Raw genomic sequence first — 15,497 nt, 5'->3', positions numbered from 1 at the left:
TATTGTCAATCAAAAAAGACATATAATTAAAATACCAGGAAAATGAAACATCAAATTGGCCCCTACCGCATATACATATTATTATTCCTGCTGGTACTTGTTACCGGCGAGATCATCTGGAGCTGGAAAAAAGAAAAAGGTGCATATGATATCAAAGAAACGTTCTCCAATCTATCAGTATTCGCTGGCTTCCAGTTTTCTAAATACATTTTCGCAGGTTACCAGTTAGCTGTGCTGGGCTTTTTTGCAGGCATGACACCACTTAACTTACCCCGCAACGGATGGGTTTTCGTGTTGACGTTTTTTACAGCCGATTTTATTTATTACTGGTTTCATCGTGTTTCGCACCATTGGAAACCCTTATGGGCATTTCATTTAATTCACCATTCGGCCATGCATATGAACCTTACAGCAGCCTATAGGCTCAACTGGTTCTCGGCAATTATTAGTCCGCTGTTTTTTATACCGGCAGCATTGCTGGGGTTGCCAACAGATTTCATTGTGATCTCCTATGCCTTAAGCCTGGCTTACCAGTTCTTTTTACATACCGAAGTTGTGGGCAAACTGGGTATTATAGAAAATATAATGGATACCCCCTCATCGCACCGCGTACATCACGGCAGTAACCCTATTTACATCGATAAAAACTTTGGTGGTGTGCTCATCATCTGGGACAAATTGTTTGGCACCTATCAGCCAGAAACCGAGAAGGTAAACTATGGGCTTACCACAGGCTTTGTAAGCAACAACCCTTTTGTGCTGGTTGCGCAAGGGTTTATAGGCTTATTCAGCGGTAAAAAGCTATCTGAAACAAAGAAAAAGGCAACTGCAATTAACTTAAAAAGTCCTCCAATCGGCAAGCAAAACTATGATCCGATAGTATCCTGATCCGTAAAAACAAATAAACTATTCAAAATCAAACAAAAGATAATAATCCAAACATTAAAATTTAATATTATGAAAAACGTGAAAACAACAACGGTAATGTTATTAATAGTATCGGGCCTTACATTAGGTTTAAATTCCTGCAAAAAAGATGGCGCAGCAAGTAGTTCAACCACCGTTACCGAGGCTGACGCAGCCGAAGTAGCTACAGACGCGGTTGTACCAACAACCGGCGGCCTCACCCTACAGGCCAGCAGCTCGGTAAGTATTTACAAAACCGTAACCCTAAGCTGTGGCGTAAAAAAAGACTCTACCATCAGCAAATCAAATGCAAGCGGTGCAACGCCATCCTACAACTACAGCCTCAGCTTGGATTATACACTTGCCTGTGCAGGCATAGTACCCAGCCAGTTAACCTTTAACTTTAATGGCAGCAGCACTTATGATGGTTTAAGGATGTCATCGGACGATAAAAGCACCGGCGGATTTGTACTTACCGGTCTTCAGCCTTCCGCTACTGCTTATGTACTTAACACCACCTATACCCGCACAGGCACACAAACTTCAAAAATTGCCCGTAAGTATACCTTTACAAGTAACCTCAGCATCACCTCATCAGATATTACAGTTGATAAAACCACGCTGAAGATCCTGTCGGGCACTGCAGCGGTTAGCGTTTCAGGCACTTCATCATCTGGCAATAAATTCAGCTTTAACGGTACCATTACCTTCCTGGGTGGCAACAAGGCAACATTAGTATTAAATAGCGGCGCAAGCTACGCTATTCAGTGGTAAACAGTATTTTAGCTAAAACATAAGCAATGAAAAAGCACGGAATAATTACAAAGGTTTGGTTCATGATAGGCATAATGGCTTTCATGTTTATACTGAGCAAACCAGCCATGGCGCAAGGTGTAGGAAAAGATCTTAAAAACTCCACACCCGAAGACAGGGCGAAATATCAAAGCGGCGTTATGATCACCAAATTAAAACTGGATAGTGTACAGGCTGAAAAGGTAAGGGTAATAAATTTGACCTATGCCCGCAAAATGCAGGTGATACTAAAAAGCGATGATGGCCGCATGAGTAAATTGAGGCAGGTCAGGAAACTCCAGGAAGCTAAAGATGCAGAACTGGAACCCGTTTTTACTGCTGAACAGTTTAAACAATACAAAGAATTTGAAGAAGGCATGAAAAGCCAGTTTAAGCAAAAGGCTAAAACATTCCAATAACCTAAAGCATCGCATATTTTACGCGATATTTATTTATAATCTATGCTGATATCATGAAAAAGACCCTCACGTTATTGTTTTTTATTTTTGCTGTCGCGATAGCAAAAGCCCAGCACCATTTTGAAAAGGTAGACCAATGGCTGACAGACAATACCGAAAAAATGGGTGGCCGGTGTGTATTAATGGTTTATAAGGAAGGAAAAATAATTTACACCGGCATAAAGACAGACATGAGTATGAAGCAAAGATTTGCCACCAAAATGATAGCCCGCAAAATGGGCAAAACACCAAACCTGGATAGCTTCAACCCTAACACCAAAATACCAGTTGCCAGCTGCAGCAAATGGCTTAGCGCAGCCCTGGTAATGACCTTTGTAGATGAAGGCAAATTAAAACTGACTGATACTGTTGGCAAATACCTGCCCGTACTTTCAAAAAGCGGCAAGGGTGGTATTACTATCAGCCAGTGCCTTTCGCATCTAACCGGCATTAAAGCCCCGCCAATAAAAGAAAGCCTGCAGGATATGAAAGACATTCATAGTATGGATGAATCCATTCAAAACATTGCAGGTATGCCAATAGAAGGCAAACCCGGAACCCTGTTCAGGTACAGCAATGTGGGCCTGCAAATGACAGCGGCTGTTATTGAAAAAATAAGCGGTAAAAATTTTGAGACCCTGTTTGCTGAACGCATTGCCGGGCCATGTGGTATGACTAATACTGATTTTGGGAAAGGCCCGGTAGCATTCCCTGCCGGAGGCGCATGGAGTACACCCACCGATTATCTGAACTTTTTGGTGATGATCCTAAACAAAGGCACTTACAACGGTAAACAAATTCTGACTGAAAAAAGCGTGAACGAAATGCAGATCGACCGAATTACTGCTGCTGTAAAAGTAGCATACACTCCGGAAGAAGCCGGCAATGCCGGATACGGTTTTGGCGAGTGGGTTTTGAAAGCATCGGGTGCACAAAACCCGACACCTGCCATAAGCAGTCCAGGTTTATTTGGCAGTTTTCCGTGGATAAATAACGACAAGCATTATGCCGCATTCATGATGTGTTTTTATATTAAAAATGATGGCAGGCATGAGCGTTATTACGCTTTGAAGCAGTTGGTTGATGAGGCGTTGTGAAGTTAACCCCAGCTTTAATTATTCCGTATTTACCGACGGCATCAAAACGAGGCACGAAGCAACAAGCCCCACCCAACCCTCCCCGGAAGGGAGGGCTTTAAACAACTCGAAGATCAAAAAGTCTCCCCTACCGGGGGAGATTTAGAGGGGGCTCATTGCTTCACCCCTCGCAATTGACGGTAACATATGTCTTATTATTTAAAAACAAACTATGACCTATCCGGCGCAAAAGCCTCAATACTAATAGTTGTGGGTTTACCTGATATTATCTCCTGGGCCAGCAATCCTGTCGCTGCTCCCAGGCTCAGCCCCATCATACCGTGTCCTGTTGCGATAGTGAGGTTATTGAATTTATTACTCCTGCCAATGTAAGGTAAGCCATCAGCAGATGATGGGCGAAAACCAAACCAGGTATCTTTTTCGGCCGGAACAGCCGGTTTTAAATCAGGGAAATATTTTGGCACCGACTCTACAATGCCCTTCACCCGGTTCATGTTGATGCGGCTATTGATCTTATCCAGCTCCATGGTGCCTCCGTAGCGTAAACCGCCGTTCATAGGCGTTATAGCAACACGGGCCTCGGCCAGCAGGGCCGGGATCTGCATGGATGGAATTTCTTCCTTCACATTAAATGAGTAGCCCTTGCCAGGCATCAGCAATATTTTTATACCCAACAATTTCCCAATTGCCGGCGACCATGAGCCACCTGCAATTATGTATTCATCGGCAATAAACTTTTCATCAAATGATAAAACGCCGCTTACTTTCCCTGCGGTAGTTTCAATTTTAGTTACTTCTTTATTGGTAACAAGGTTTACACCTGCCCCCTTAAGGTATTTTATCAAAGCAGCCATTAGCTTATTTGGCGATAGGTGCGCATCGCAACGGTAATGCACCGCGCCCAATACATCAAGCTTAAGGTTGGGCTGCAGCTTAACACACTCAGCCGGACTAAGCACTACCATATCCAAACCTAATTCCCTACCCTTTTCGGCCATGTGGGCTTCTTCTTCTCCTGCTTTTTCTGTTTTATAAAACATCAGGATGCCCTTCTCTACCAAATCGAAATCAAAACCGGGCTCTTTGCTCAAATCCTCATAAAGCTTCTTACTTAATAAGGAAAGCTCGGTTAACGGTACCGTCGACCGTTCCACATGCCCGGCATTGGCTTTCTGTAAAAATTTTAGTCCCCAGGAAATTAATTGCGGGTTGAGGGATGGCTTAACATAAAAAGGGCTTTTGCTGTTAAACATCCAGCGGATTCCCTGTGTAACCATACCAGGGGTAGCAAGCGGAATAAAATGACTTGGCACTATCATACCCGCGTTTCCATATGAGCAGTTATCGGTCATATCACCTTTATCAAGCACCGTAACCTGATGCCCGGCCTTATGTAAATAATAAGCCGAACTTAAACCAACTATCCCACCACCAATGATCAGCACTTTTGCCATATTTTTTGAAGCTTAAAGCTAAAGGCATAAAGCCAAAAGCTTAAATATTGTATAGTTTAATCATCACCGTCTTTGCGAGGTACAAAGCAATCCCCGATAAGCAGGTCAGCCATATTGGCTTGCTCTGTAATGTTGGGGATTGCTTCGTACCTACCTATGACAAGTTGTAGAATCCCAGACTTACGAAGTTTTAAAAACTTCGTAAGTCTTTCGCCGATTTGTCATTTCCACCTTCAGAGTCCCCGGATTTTAGCTCTCGCAATGACGGATTTATTATTTCTTGATCTATTTATTAACCTTATATCACCTGGAAACCGTGCGCGTACGGATCGTCGTCATCTATCTTGATAGTGTTGTAGCCATATACCTTGGCCCAGCCTTCCACACTTGGGATAATAGCATCCATATCATTGATCTTCACCACTTCCTCAACCCGGCCGGTAAATTTACTGCCAATGATGCTTTCATGAATAAAAGGCTCGCCAACTTTCAGTTTACCTTTTGCAAACCACTGCGCCATGCGGGCTGATGTACCCGTACCACAAGGAGATCTGTCAATGGCTTTATCGCCATAAAAAACAGCGTTACGGGCGGTAGCATCTTCCGATAACGTAGCACCGGCCCAAAGGATATGTGTACAGGTATTGATAGTAGGGTCCTGCGGATGAACAAATTGATATTTTTCGTTAATGCGTTTGCGCAACACCTGGCTCCAGGCTATCAACTGCCCGGCAGTGTAATTTTCAAGACCGGCAAAATTTGGCTGCGGATCAACAATGGCGTAATAATTACCGCCGTAAGATACATCAATGGTAAGCATGCCCAGGTCGGGGCACTCTACCTCTAAATTTGTTGCGGCAAGGTAAGCCGCAACATTCCTCAGTTTTACTGATGTTACCTTTTTACCTTCCTGCTTATATTCTATCAGCACAAGGCCTGCAGGCGCTTCCATGCGCACTATACCTGGTACCCTGGGGGTTATCAATCCTTCTTCAATAGCAATGGTGATGGTGCCTATAGTGCCGTGCCCACACATAGGCAGGCAGCCGCTGGTTTCTATAAACAATACGGCCACATCATTTGCCGGGTCATGAGGCGGGTACAATATACTGCCCGACATCATATCATGCCCCCTTGGCTCAAACATCAGCCCCGTACGAATCCAGTCGTATTCTTTTAAAAAGTGCTGGCGCTTCTGGCTCATGTTATCGCCCTTCAGCGTTGGCCCGCCGCCGGCAACCAGTCTAACCGGGTTGCCGCACGTATGCGCATCTATACAAAAAAATGTTTTACTACTCATTATATAAGCCAAAAGCTTAAGGCAGAAAGCCAAAGGCTAACTGCAAGCTTTAATTTTAAGATTAACTTGATATCGAATATTAAGCTTCAACTTCGCTTAACTTTCCCCAGCTGCCTACAGGCAATACAGGGCGTACCGCTAAAGCGTCATTGATAATTTTTTGCACTTTAGCACGCTCTTCGCCAATTAATGGTAAACGCGGAGCACGTACATTTTCGGTACCAATACCGGTAGCAACTTCGGCAAGTTTTATATATTGTACCAATTTTGGGTGGATATCAAGCTCAAGCACAGGTAAAAACCAACGATAGATAGCTAAAGCTTCAGCAATTCTGTTGGCCTTTACCAAACGGTAAATAGCTACGGTTTCTTTAGGGAAGGCATCAACCAAACCGGCAACCCAACCATCAGCACCCATCACTAAACTCTCCATAGCCAACGGATCAACACCTGTAAATACGGCAAAACGGTTACCAAAACGGTTAAACATCCGGGTTACATTTGATACATCGCGGGTTGATTCTTTTACCGCCTTAATATTATCAAAAGCAGCTAACTGCTCAAACATGTTCAATGTAACTTCAACCTTATAATCAACCGGGTTGTTATAAATCATGATCGGCAACTGCGTGCTTTTAGCAACCGCGCCAATATAGGCAAGAGTTTCACGTTCTTCGCTGTTGTAACGCATTGGCGGCAACAGCATCAGGCCATCTGCACCGGTATCAAACGCTTTTTGAGCACAGGCTACAGCTGCTTTGGTGGTTTGCTCGGCAATGTTCAGTATCACAGGCACTTTACCATTAACAAAAGCAACGGTATGCTTCAGTAACGAAAACTTTTCATCGTCACTAAGCACACTGGCTTCGCCTAATGATCCGCCTAAAATAAAGCCGTCGACACCGGCTTCAAGCTGTGCATTTAAGTTAATGTCAAATGCATCAAAATCAATTTCGTCACTATCCGTGAACTTTGTAGTTACCGCGGGGAATACGCCTTTCCAGTCAAAAGTTATCATTACTAAATATTTTTTTCAAAAGTAATACAGTATCATAAATTATTGAGCTAACAATTTAGCAATCATTACCCATATTTTAGCATGTATGATCTTTTTTTGTGAAGGAAACGATTAAGAAAGGATAATTTGAGTTAAGATATGATTACCTCATACCTAAAAAGCAGTAGTTATCCTTTGAATTTGTTCATGGATCCGGGCTGTTGACAGGGACGTGACTCCGGGAATTAATTAGACTTTTTTATCGACGAACTCCTGATCATCAATTCTGTTTTTAAAATAATGGATTTTGATTTCTCCTGAACCGATAGTGCGTTAAGTTTATTTAGTAAAACGGTTATCACATTATCTGCAATCTCCTCCACAGGCTGGGCTATGGCCGATACAGGCGGAGTGTGTAATTTAAAAACATCATGATCATCAAAAGATACTAATGCTATATTGCCGGGGATTTGTATATTAAACTCTTTCATGATCTTAAGGCAGCAGATACCAATGTGGTTGTTACCAAAAAGTATGGCATCAAGATTTTGGTTCGCCTTTAAAAAATCACGTAATGGCTCCATGATCAATTCGTCGTTGTGGTTAAACGCAATCTCCTTTATTGTAGCATCAAGGTTTTCACTTTTTATGGCCTCACTATATCCTTTTACACGATCAACCATTTGTGTTTGCGGTGAAAAAAATGTAACGAAGGCGATTCTCTTAAATCCCTGCTCAATAAGATGCCGCGTAGCATTATATGCACTAAAAAGATTATCTATCTCAACAAAATCTGCATCTACTTTAGGTAAGTGCCTGTCAAACAATACCACCGGCATACCATCTTTTAGCAGCGATTCAATATCTTCCTCAATCCCTTCAGGCGGAGCCATAATATATCCATCCACATGCCTGTCTCTAAACATATCTATCAATTCGCGGGTTTTGTGGGTATCGTTGTCGGTACTGCAATAAATAATTTTGTAGCCGTTTTTGTAGGCACGGTCTTCAATCAGCCTGGCTATGCTTGCAAAAAACGGGTTCGAAATATCCTCCACCATTAAACCTATGGTATTTGATTTACCTGTACGTAAACTTTTGGCAAGCGAATTGGGCTTATAGCCTACTTCAGTTACATATTTCATCACGCGTTCAACCAATTCGCTGCTGATCCGTTTTTCCTGGGCGCGACCGTTCAGGATAAACGAAATAGTAGTTTTTGATACGTTTAACGCATTGGCTATATCAACAATCGATAGTTTTTTTTTCACCCTCTTATTTTATTTACTTCAAATATTGGGTAATATATTAAATTGAATTTATACGCTAAACCTTTAATCGATTTATTTTAATAATAAATCGGTTTACTAATCTTAGTATCCTTATTAATAATAGTTTACTAAAGTAGTATATATCATAAAAAACGCTCCAACAATTTGCCGGGTTGTGTAGGCTGCTAAAAAGAATCCCGATTTTAACTCATCGACGGAAAAGATATGCCTTTGATCTTCCTAAACAATTCTACGGCATACAGGTCTGTCATCCCCGATACAAAATCCAGTACGCTTTGAATTTTTGAATAATCATCCTGTTTGCTGGTCAGGAATTGTTTGGGGATCAATTCAACCAGTTTTTGATGGTATTTGGAGCTATTTTGCAAATAGGCCGGAATAAACTCCTCCAGTATACCTCCCATAACCTTATAACCCGCAACCTCTATTTGTACAACCGACGAATAGTTATAGATTTTTTTTACCGATAGTTTTGTGATGTTTTTCATGATAGAGCGAAACGGCTCATCTATCATATCAATCAATGAATAATTAAAATCTCCATCCAAAATAGTTTGCTGCTCCTGGTAAAACAATTTGGAGCAGGCTTGTATCAGCGTGTTGATAGACCGGGCACGTAAATAAGCAACTTTAGCATCTGTATCATCAATGTCTTCCAACCTGGCTTTCATTTTAGGATCGTTGCACAAGGGCAGCATTATATCTTCAACATCCTGGTAGGATAATATTTTTAAGCGATGGGCATCTTCCAGGTCGATAATATTATAACAAATATCATCGGCGGCCTCTACCAGGTATACTAATGGATGGCGCTTATACATCAAAGGCGATTCCTGCACCTTACTCAACTGAAGCTCCGACGCTATCTTTTCAAATCCCGCCTGTTCCGACTGGAAAAAACCATACTTTTTGGTATAGATGTTTGTTTTATCGCCACCAGCAATGGAAGCACACGGATATTTAGCAATAGCGGCAATGGTAGTATAGGTAAGGGCAAAACTGCCGTATCCTTTGCCTGCATAAGGATGGGTTAAAATACGCAGCGCATTGGCATTACCTTCAAAATTGACCAGGTCGCTCCATTGCTCAGCGGTAACGCTTTTTTGAAAACGCATACCGTCACCATCGGTAAAGTAATGAGATATTGCAGATTCGCCCGAATGCCCGAATGCCGGATTACCAAGGTCATGCGCCAAACATGCCGCAGATACGATGTTGCCAATCTCGCTGATGAGTGGCAGGCGGGTATCCAGATCAGGCTCTTCTTCCTTTAATTTATTATAGTATATGCGGCCTAAAGACTTGCCAACGCTGGCTACTTCCAGGCTATGTGTAAGGCGGTTATGAACAAAGATGCTCCCCGGCAAAGGGAATACCTGGGTTTTATTCTGCAGCCTCCTGAATGGTGAAGAAAATATAATACGGTCATAGTCCCTCTGAAATTCAGAACGTGCATCGGCCTGACTTGCAATATATTTATCTTCATGCCCCCACCGTTTAGCCGATAATAATGTTTCCCAATTCATAATATGCGATGTATAAAATCTTCCTTTTTATTGACCGGCAATATTATCCTATAAATTTCAATAAACTAAACAGTATTGAACATTTTATGGTCATAAGTAAGGTGGCGCTAATTAGCTTCCGAAATTACTGTAACCTCAGTCCTCCTGTTCAACTGATGATCCGTTTCGGCGCATTTTACATGTTCTGTACATTTGTTTACAAGGTGTTTTTCGCTGTAGCCTGTGGCCGTTATTCTCAAAACAGAAATCCCTTTTGCAACAAGGTAATCCGTTGCAGCTTTGGCCCGGCGTTGTGATAGTGCCAGGTTATATTGATAGGATGCCCTTGAATCGCAGTAGGAGGATAATGCTATTTTTAATACCGGATATTGCTTTAAAATAGCAGCCAGCTTATCCAGTTCTGCAGCGGCATCAGGCCTGATGAATGATTTATCAAGATCGTAATATATAGTCCTGACCGAAAAATCCGGATTTGTTGTGGCAAAAACTGGCTTGGGTGATTCGGCCACCGGCTTTATTGTTATAGTATCCTTAGTGAGGGTAAAAGCATAAATATCGTCGCTGCCCTGGCCATTATCTCGGTTTGATGACAGGTAGCCACTTTGACCATCCTTAGTTATAAAATTAAAATCATCGCTGGTAGTGTTAATGGGGTATTTCAGGTTTTGAGGTGTATTCCAATTAGCCTTTTCGCCATGCGCGGCATAAATTTCGTAGCCGCCCATGCCGGGCAAGCCCCTGGATGCATAATACAAAATGTTATTTTCATCTACGTTAGGAAAGTTTTCCTCCTCTTTGCTGTTGATGGTTTGGCCACAATTCACGGGCTTTCCCCATAACCCATCCGCAAGTTTTTCACAGTACCACAGATCGGTTTTACCCATACCCCCAGGCATATCCGAACTGAAATAGATCAGCTTACCATCCCTGGATAAGGCAGCATTACCAACCGAATACAGTTGAACATTATTGTAAGGGAAACTCCCCGAGATAACCCAATGTTCATTCTTTTTTACAGCCATTACCAGTTGCAGGCGGCGTGTATAAAGCCTTTGCCCGTTTTTGCCAATACGCTTATCTATTGGTAATTTTTTAGCCGTTACTTCGGTAGTAAGCGTAATATAAGCGGTGTCGCTTGTCCGGTTCAAAGCCATCGGACCAACATGATATGCATCTTCAAACTCCGCGCTATTACCCCCATCTAAAGAAAATGGCTTTGTTTCCCTGGTGTTTAAATCGTATGTGTATAATTTAAACCAGCCATTGCCGGTACGGTTATCCGTTTTGTCATCCCCGGTTTCACGGTCGGATGTGAATACAATCCCAGTTTTGCCATCGTAAGCTGCCCCCCAGTCAGAATATGGCGTGTTTACATTCCCGGCATTATTCACTTTGTATGGCGATGGCTGTTTTATCCACGCCATGGCCGAATCACAATCGGCTATTTTTAGCGCTAATGCTCCGTCGTCATCTGCGAAGTAAAGTTTATATTGTTGTTTGGCCTGGTCAAACTTCTGATCCCTGAGCAATACTTCGGCATAAAAATAATGGCTGAGCTTTTCGGCTTTAGGATCTGTTAGTGCTTTTGCATACCATTCTTCAGCTTCCGGGTAATGGTTTGTATAGCGGTAGCAGGTGGCAATACGCTCTGCAAGTTTCACATCTGGTTTTCCGCGATCCGCCAGTTCCAGGTAGAATTTCAGGCTTTTGAAATACTCAAAGCGTTCAAAAAACTTATCGGCCCGTTGCTTTATGGATAGCTGCTCTTGCCCGCAGGCTACCTTTGCAAACAAAATCATAAACATCCCGATCAATATAAACTTCTTCATCTGCCTAAAAATATCGTGGACTAATAACTCTTTGATTTTTGCCCGGGAAACTGATACTAAGCGATAGTTCGTGTGATCCGCTTTGTGAACTGGCCAGTTTACTGGTTGTAAAATCATAAGAATAACCTATTCTGAAATGGTCATTCGCATAAAACTGTATTATAGCAGCTACCGCGTCGGTTTTATCCAGTCCGCTTTGCAGGTTGCTTTTATTCCATAGGTTAATTCCGGTACGATAGGATGCCCCCAGCCATACCGTCTTGTTAAACACCACATAATTGCTTACATCCATATTGGTTGGTCCTTTAAAATCCTCCTTGATCATCAGTGAAGGTTTAAGATCGATGAATGGGTTCATCGGGATTATGGTACCCCCCATTAAATACACCGTTCGCGCCTGTTTATATTGCTGCAAATGATCAACCGCATTACCCAGCCCCGATAACAAATTAAATACCGATGCACCAAAATAAACCTTTGGCGAGTAATAGTATACCCCGAAACGAAAATCGGGCGTCACATTACTTTGGTTTCCCGCAGGTATATTGGCGTCACCATCATCCGTGGCATTAAATTTAGTACCATCTAACCGGTATTGTATGGCACCGAAGCCAATCCCGAAGCTTAACCGTTTGGTGTCATCTTCATCCAGCCTCAACCGGTAGGCGTAGTTTAAATATACTGATGAAGTGCTTTCGGGGCCCAATTTATCAAACGTAGCAATGAGTCCTAACCCAATATTTTGATTAGTACTGTTTGTTAAACCATCAACCGATACCGTACCCGTTTTGGGTGCATCATTAATTCCCACCCATTGAATGCGGCTGCTTAAGTTAACAGTCCAATCCTCTTTATAACCCGCGTAAGCAGGGTTTACTGCCAAACCATTAAACAGATACTGGCTAAACTGTATACTTTGCTGGGCCTGCAATTTTACTGTGAGTAAAACCAGGCCGGTTATTAGCATATATAGTTTACAGCTACGCATCATTTACTTAATTTTAAAAACACCCAGCCCTTAAACGGGATAATTTTGCCGGTATGTTCTTTCCTGTTCAGGATATAATAGTAGGTGGCTTCGGCAAGGCCGTTGCCGTTCCAGTCGTTCCTATAATTATCAGCCCGGTAAACCTCATTACCCCAGCGATTAAAGATCAGCAATTGTGAACCGGGATAGCTTTCAAGGCCAACAATTTTAAAAGCATCATTTTTGCCATCATTATTGGGAGTGATGATGTTGGGAATATCCAGATCGGTTGATATAACCTTCAGCACCACGGTATCCGCGCATCCGCTGATGTTGGCATAAATGAAATGATACAGGCCCAAACTATTTAAGCCGGTTATGGTAGTGGCGGCACTTGTCGGATTGGTAATTGTGGCTGCCAGCGCATCATTGCCAGCCTGTGTCCAGGTACCCATACCCGTAGCGGCCATTGTGGCCTGCGCGTTTTGCAATATCGTTTGATCGGGACCGGCATCCGGGCCAATGGTAATGTTAACCGTATTGGTTTTAATATTGTTGCACCCCGTACCAGAGGGCATCGCCTCGCACTCAATAGCTGCGTCGCCAGGTGGCGTTGCATCGGGGTTGGTAGCATCAGGATCGGTTACATCTGCCGGGCGTAAAATCGCTGCAGAAACGGTAAGATCGCCACCTGTAGTTAAGGCCACCTTTCCTGTGATGGTAAATGCACGTACCGCTCCATTGGCCAGGTTGACATTGGAGTGATAAGCATTTGCCGTAATTGTACCACCATTTAGGGCAGATATCCCGGTGGTTGCTGCGCTGCTAACTGATAACCCACTAATTTCGGCAGGAAAATTAAAGCTGAACTGCGCGGTACTAATATCGGATGGGCCGTTATTTTTTATGGTTACCTTGTATACAACCGGCTGACCCGAACAAGCCGTTATAGCAGAAATATTTTCTACAGAAAGATCGGCCTCCTGCATCACAAAACTAACGGCAGTATTTACAGGCTTACTTTTAATATAGCTCCAGGTATCGATGCATTTGTTATTGCCAAAATCAGCATCATTATTGGGGATAGCTGTGCTGGTGCCCCATTTATGGCCGTTTATGGCACTGCTTAAACCTGTAAGATTTTTAATTGGGTTTGATGGCGTGCCTACAACCGTTATGGGTGTATCATCCCAATAAAGCGAATCATCGGGGGCAAAAGTACCGTTGGTACGACTAAGCAGCAAGCCGTTCACATTTCGCTCCACATCAAAAAATGGGAAATGCACCTCCCCGGCTGTGGTAGCTATAGTTATATTGGCTTTATAAAGCGCGGCGGTATTAGCCGCTACCTTGTTGCCCAATCCATCCAAACCATCCCAATGCACCTGGTTGGCGCCGGCATTGGCCTGGCCGGTTAGTTTCCGGTCGATAGCGTCGGTGTACAGGCCATTGCGGTTCACATCAATGGCAATTATGTAGCTGCCGTTACCGGTAATATTAAAGGTAAAATCAGCTCCTAAAGGGCTGGTACCAGCCTTTCCTGCGGTTCCTTCTGTTCCGGTAAAAGTTACATTGCTTATTGCAGGTGCAACAGGTGTATTTAACAGCCAGGTTGTGGCAGAACCTGGTGTATTAGCAACGGCTGGCATATCAGCTGCCGGGGTGTTAAAAAATATTTTCTGCGTAATATCTGTTGGCGTATCTGCCGCTCGTGGATCCTGCACATTAATATTGGGACTAAGGCCGTTGATACTTTTATAGGATGCTAAACCATCGGCATTCCTAAAACCTTTATTGTTTACAAAAAAGGTAAATCCGTTGCCTGCCTGCCCGTTATTGTTGAGTGTATACCGGTATCCATCCTTGGTTAAAATATGAAATATGCCATTAAACCCCACATTGAACGTACCCAATATGCCCGAAAAAACCTGTGTATAAACTCTGCCGCTTATAAAGCCTGTGTTAGTAGTATTACGTACAGATACGTCAAAGGCGGCTATATACTCGGCAGTTGGTTGGATCCAATTGGCATTAGCGGGCACGGTGGGTGGGTTCCCGCCAAGATCGAAGCCAGGGTTTTCTGCAATAAAGTCAACTTCCCAGATCCCCTCCTGCCCTGCCTGAACAATTTTAATAAACGGTGCATAACCACCCTTATTGGGCAGAGGCCCGGCCATTTCTTGTGCGCGATTAAGGATAAGGCCATTATTTCCTGCAGCCTCGCTGGTATAAGTGGCGCCGTCAGGGGCGCGCAGACTGATGGAACCTGAATTAATTCCCTGGGCACTTGAACCTGCATAAATACTTTCGCCAACCTTTACATACACCTTCACGGTACCTAAAGTTGGGAAGGGAAAGGATGCATTGTTTGTTCTATTGCTCGAAAACAGGTAAGCCCGGCTGCCGCCGTTTGAATTTAGTTCCTTACTACCTTCGGCTAGCAAACCGGCAGGTACTAATAAAAAAATAAACAAAACCGCTATTACTGTAATGAACCGGCTCATTACCGGTAAGTTATAACATTTACAAAGTTTATAGTGGACTAAGGTTACGCTTTTCAGCATGTACGTTTTTATAAAGCGGTAAGTTATAAAAAGCAGGCGAAATGAGGATAAAAAAATCAGCTGGGGAAGAATGAAATAATTAAGTATTTCACTGATTGTAATACCTGCTCACATTCTTTTTCTAATGAATTTACTTTATTAAGATTTGTTAATAAGTAAACAACCCGAAAGCTTAATTTGATACCTTTATTAAAAAATAAAACCTGTTTCCTTGCCTTTTTCCTAATATTTAACCACCTATTACCTAAAAAATCGTAATTTTATATCGTCTTATCGCTTCGTGATTTTGGGCATAGTTAATAACAAATAAAAAGT

At 42.8% G+C, this 15,497-nt stretch carries 12 protein-coding genes; 4 read left to right on the top strand and 8 right to left on the bottom strand.

Annotated features, from left to right (window positions below; genetic code table 11):
- Positions 1 to 42 precede the first annotated feature (42 nt).
- The 4 genes from AC1DO4_RS01515 to AC1DO4_RS01500 all read left to right on the top strand — a co-directional run bounded on the left by AC1DO4_RS01515 (position 43) and on the right by AC1DO4_RS01500 (position 3,253).
- Positions 43 to 888 carry a sterol desaturase family protein gene (locus tag AC1DO4_RS01515; RefSeq protein WP_477412301.1) on the top strand — a complete coding sequence of 282 codons (846 nt, stop codon included), beginning with the start codon at positions 43 to 45 and terminating at the stop codon, positions 886 to 888.
- A 69-nt stretch (positions 889 to 957) separates the two neighbouring features.
- A complete protein-coding gene (locus AC1DO4_RS01510; protein ID WP_477412299.1) occupies positions 958 to 1,680 on the top strand; it encodes a hypothetical protein in 723 nt (240 codons plus the stop codon).
- A 26-nt stretch (positions 1,681 to 1,706) separates the two neighbouring features.
- Positions 1,707 to 2,117 (top strand): hypothetical protein, encoded by a 411-nt coding sequence (locus AC1DO4_RS01505; protein ID WP_477412297.1) that lies wholly within the window; start codon positions 1,707 to 1,709, stop codon positions 2,115 to 2,117.
- Positions 2,118 to 2,170: 53 nt separating this feature from the next.
- Entirely contained in the window at positions 2,171 to 3,253 is a 1,083-nt protein-coding gene (locus tag AC1DO4_RS01500; RefSeq protein WP_477412295.1) for a serine hydrolase domain-containing protein, read from the top strand.
- A gap of 209 nt (positions 3,254 to 3,462) precedes the next feature.
- Here the strand turns inward: AC1DO4_RS01500 and AC1DO4_RS01495 are convergent, their stop codons facing one another.
- The 8 genes from AC1DO4_RS01495 to AC1DO4_RS01460 all read right to left on the bottom strand — a co-directional run bounded on the left by AC1DO4_RS01495 (position 3,463) and on the right by AC1DO4_RS01460 (position 15,122).
- A complete protein-coding gene (locus tag AC1DO4_RS01495; protein ID WP_477412293.1) occupies positions 3,463 to 4,707 on the bottom strand; it encodes an NAD(P)/FAD-dependent oxidoreductase in 1,245 nt (414 codons plus the stop codon).
- A gap of 298 nt (positions 4,708 to 5,005) precedes the next feature.
- On the bottom strand, positions 5,006 to 6,007 hold the full coding sequence (locus AC1DO4_RS01490) for a 4-hydroxyproline epimerase (RefSeq protein WP_477412291.1): 1,002 nt from the start codon (positions 6,005 to 6,007) through the stop codon (positions 5,006 to 5,008).
- Positions 6,008 to 6,086: 79 nt separating this feature from the next.
- Positions 6,087 to 7,025, bottom strand: coding sequence for a dihydrodipicolinate synthase family protein (locus tag AC1DO4_RS01485; protein ID WP_477412289.1), 939 nt, complete (start codon positions 7,023 to 7,025; stop codon positions 6,087 to 6,089).
- 224 nt (positions 7,026 to 7,249) lie between these two features.
- A complete protein-coding gene (locus tag AC1DO4_RS01480) occupies positions 7,250 to 8,275 on the bottom strand; it encodes a LacI family DNA-binding transcriptional regulator (protein ID WP_477412287.1) in 1,026 nt (341 codons plus the stop codon).
- Positions 8,276 to 8,478: 203 nt separating this feature from the next.
- Positions 8,479 to 9,822 (bottom strand): deoxyguanosinetriphosphate triphosphohydrolase, encoded by a 1,344-nt coding sequence (locus AC1DO4_RS01475; protein WP_477412285.1) that lies wholly within the window; start codon positions 9,820 to 9,822, stop codon positions 8,479 to 8,481.
- 107 nt (positions 9,823 to 9,929) lie between these two features.
- Positions 9,930 to 11,651 carry an OmpA family protein gene (locus tag AC1DO4_RS01470; RefSeq protein WP_477412283.1) on the bottom strand — a complete coding sequence of 574 codons (1,722 nt, stop codon included), beginning with the start codon at positions 11,649 to 11,651 and terminating at the stop codon, positions 9,930 to 9,932.
- Between the two features lie 4 nt (positions 11,652 to 11,655).
- A complete protein-coding gene (locus AC1DO4_RS01465) occupies positions 11,656 to 12,642 on the bottom strand; it encodes a PorP/SprF family type IX secretion system membrane protein (RefSeq protein WP_477412281.1) in 987 nt (328 codons plus the stop codon).
- Positions 12,639 to 15,122 carry a T9SS type B sorting domain-containing protein gene (locus AC1DO4_RS01460; protein WP_477412279.1) on the bottom strand — a complete coding sequence of 828 codons (2,484 nt, stop codon included), beginning with the start codon at positions 15,120 to 15,122 and terminating at the stop codon, positions 12,639 to 12,641. The genes AC1DO4_RS01465 and AC1DO4_RS01460 overlap by 4 nt, the downstream gene beginning before the upstream one ends.
- Positions 15,123 to 15,497: the final 375 nt, after the last annotated feature.

Source organism: Mucilaginibacter sp. P5_A6, from assembly GCF_056400585.1.
The sequence above is the reverse complement of the archived record's forward strand: the minus strand, read 5'-3'. Positions and strand labels throughout refer to the sequence as shown.

What these genes read in the sequence shown, in the direction of transcription:
- AC1DO4_RS01485 (WP_477412289.1), bottom strand. Translation starts at nt 7,025, where the DNA reads ATGATAACTTTTGACTGGAAAGGCGTATTCCCCGCGGTAACTACAAAG.
- AC1DO4_RS01510 (WP_477412299.1), top strand. Translation starts at nt 958, where the DNA reads ATGAAAAACGTGAAAACAACAACGGTAATGTTATTAATAGTATCGGGC.
- AC1DO4_RS01495 (WP_477412293.1), bottom strand. Translation starts at nt 4,707, where the DNA reads ATGGCAAAAGTGCTGATCATTGGTGGTGGGATAGTTGGTTTAAGTTCG.
- AC1DO4_RS01505 (WP_477412297.1), top strand. Translation starts at nt 1,707, where the DNA reads ATGAAAAAGCACGGAATAATTACAAAGGTTTGGTTCATGATAGGCATA.
- AC1DO4_RS01515 (WP_477412301.1), top strand. Translation starts at nt 43, where the DNA reads ATGAAACATCAAATTGGCCCCTACCGCATATACATATTATTATTCCTG.
- AC1DO4_RS01465 (WP_477412281.1), bottom strand. Translation starts at nt 12,642, where the DNA reads ATGATGCGTAGCTGTAAACTATATATGCTAATAACCGGCCTGGTTTTA.
- AC1DO4_RS01470 (WP_477412283.1), bottom strand. Translation starts at nt 11,651, where the DNA reads ATGAAGAAGTTTATATTGATCGGGATGTTTATGATTTTGTTTGCAAAG.
- AC1DO4_RS01490 (WP_477412291.1), bottom strand. Translation starts at nt 6,007, where the DNA reads ATGAGTAGTAAAACATTTTTTTGTATAGATGCGCATACGTGCGGCAAC.
- AC1DO4_RS01475 (WP_477412285.1), bottom strand. Translation starts at nt 9,822, where the DNA reads ATGAATTGGGAAACATTATTATCGGCTAAACGGTGGGGGCATGAAGAT.
- AC1DO4_RS01500 (WP_477412295.1), top strand. Translation starts at nt 2,171, where the DNA reads ATGAAAAAGACCCTCACGTTATTGTTTTTTATTTTTGCTGTCGCGATA.
- AC1DO4_RS01460 (WP_477412279.1), bottom strand. Translation starts at nt 15,122, where the DNA reads ATGAGCCGGTTCATTACAGTAATAGCGGTTTTGTTTATTTTTTTATTA.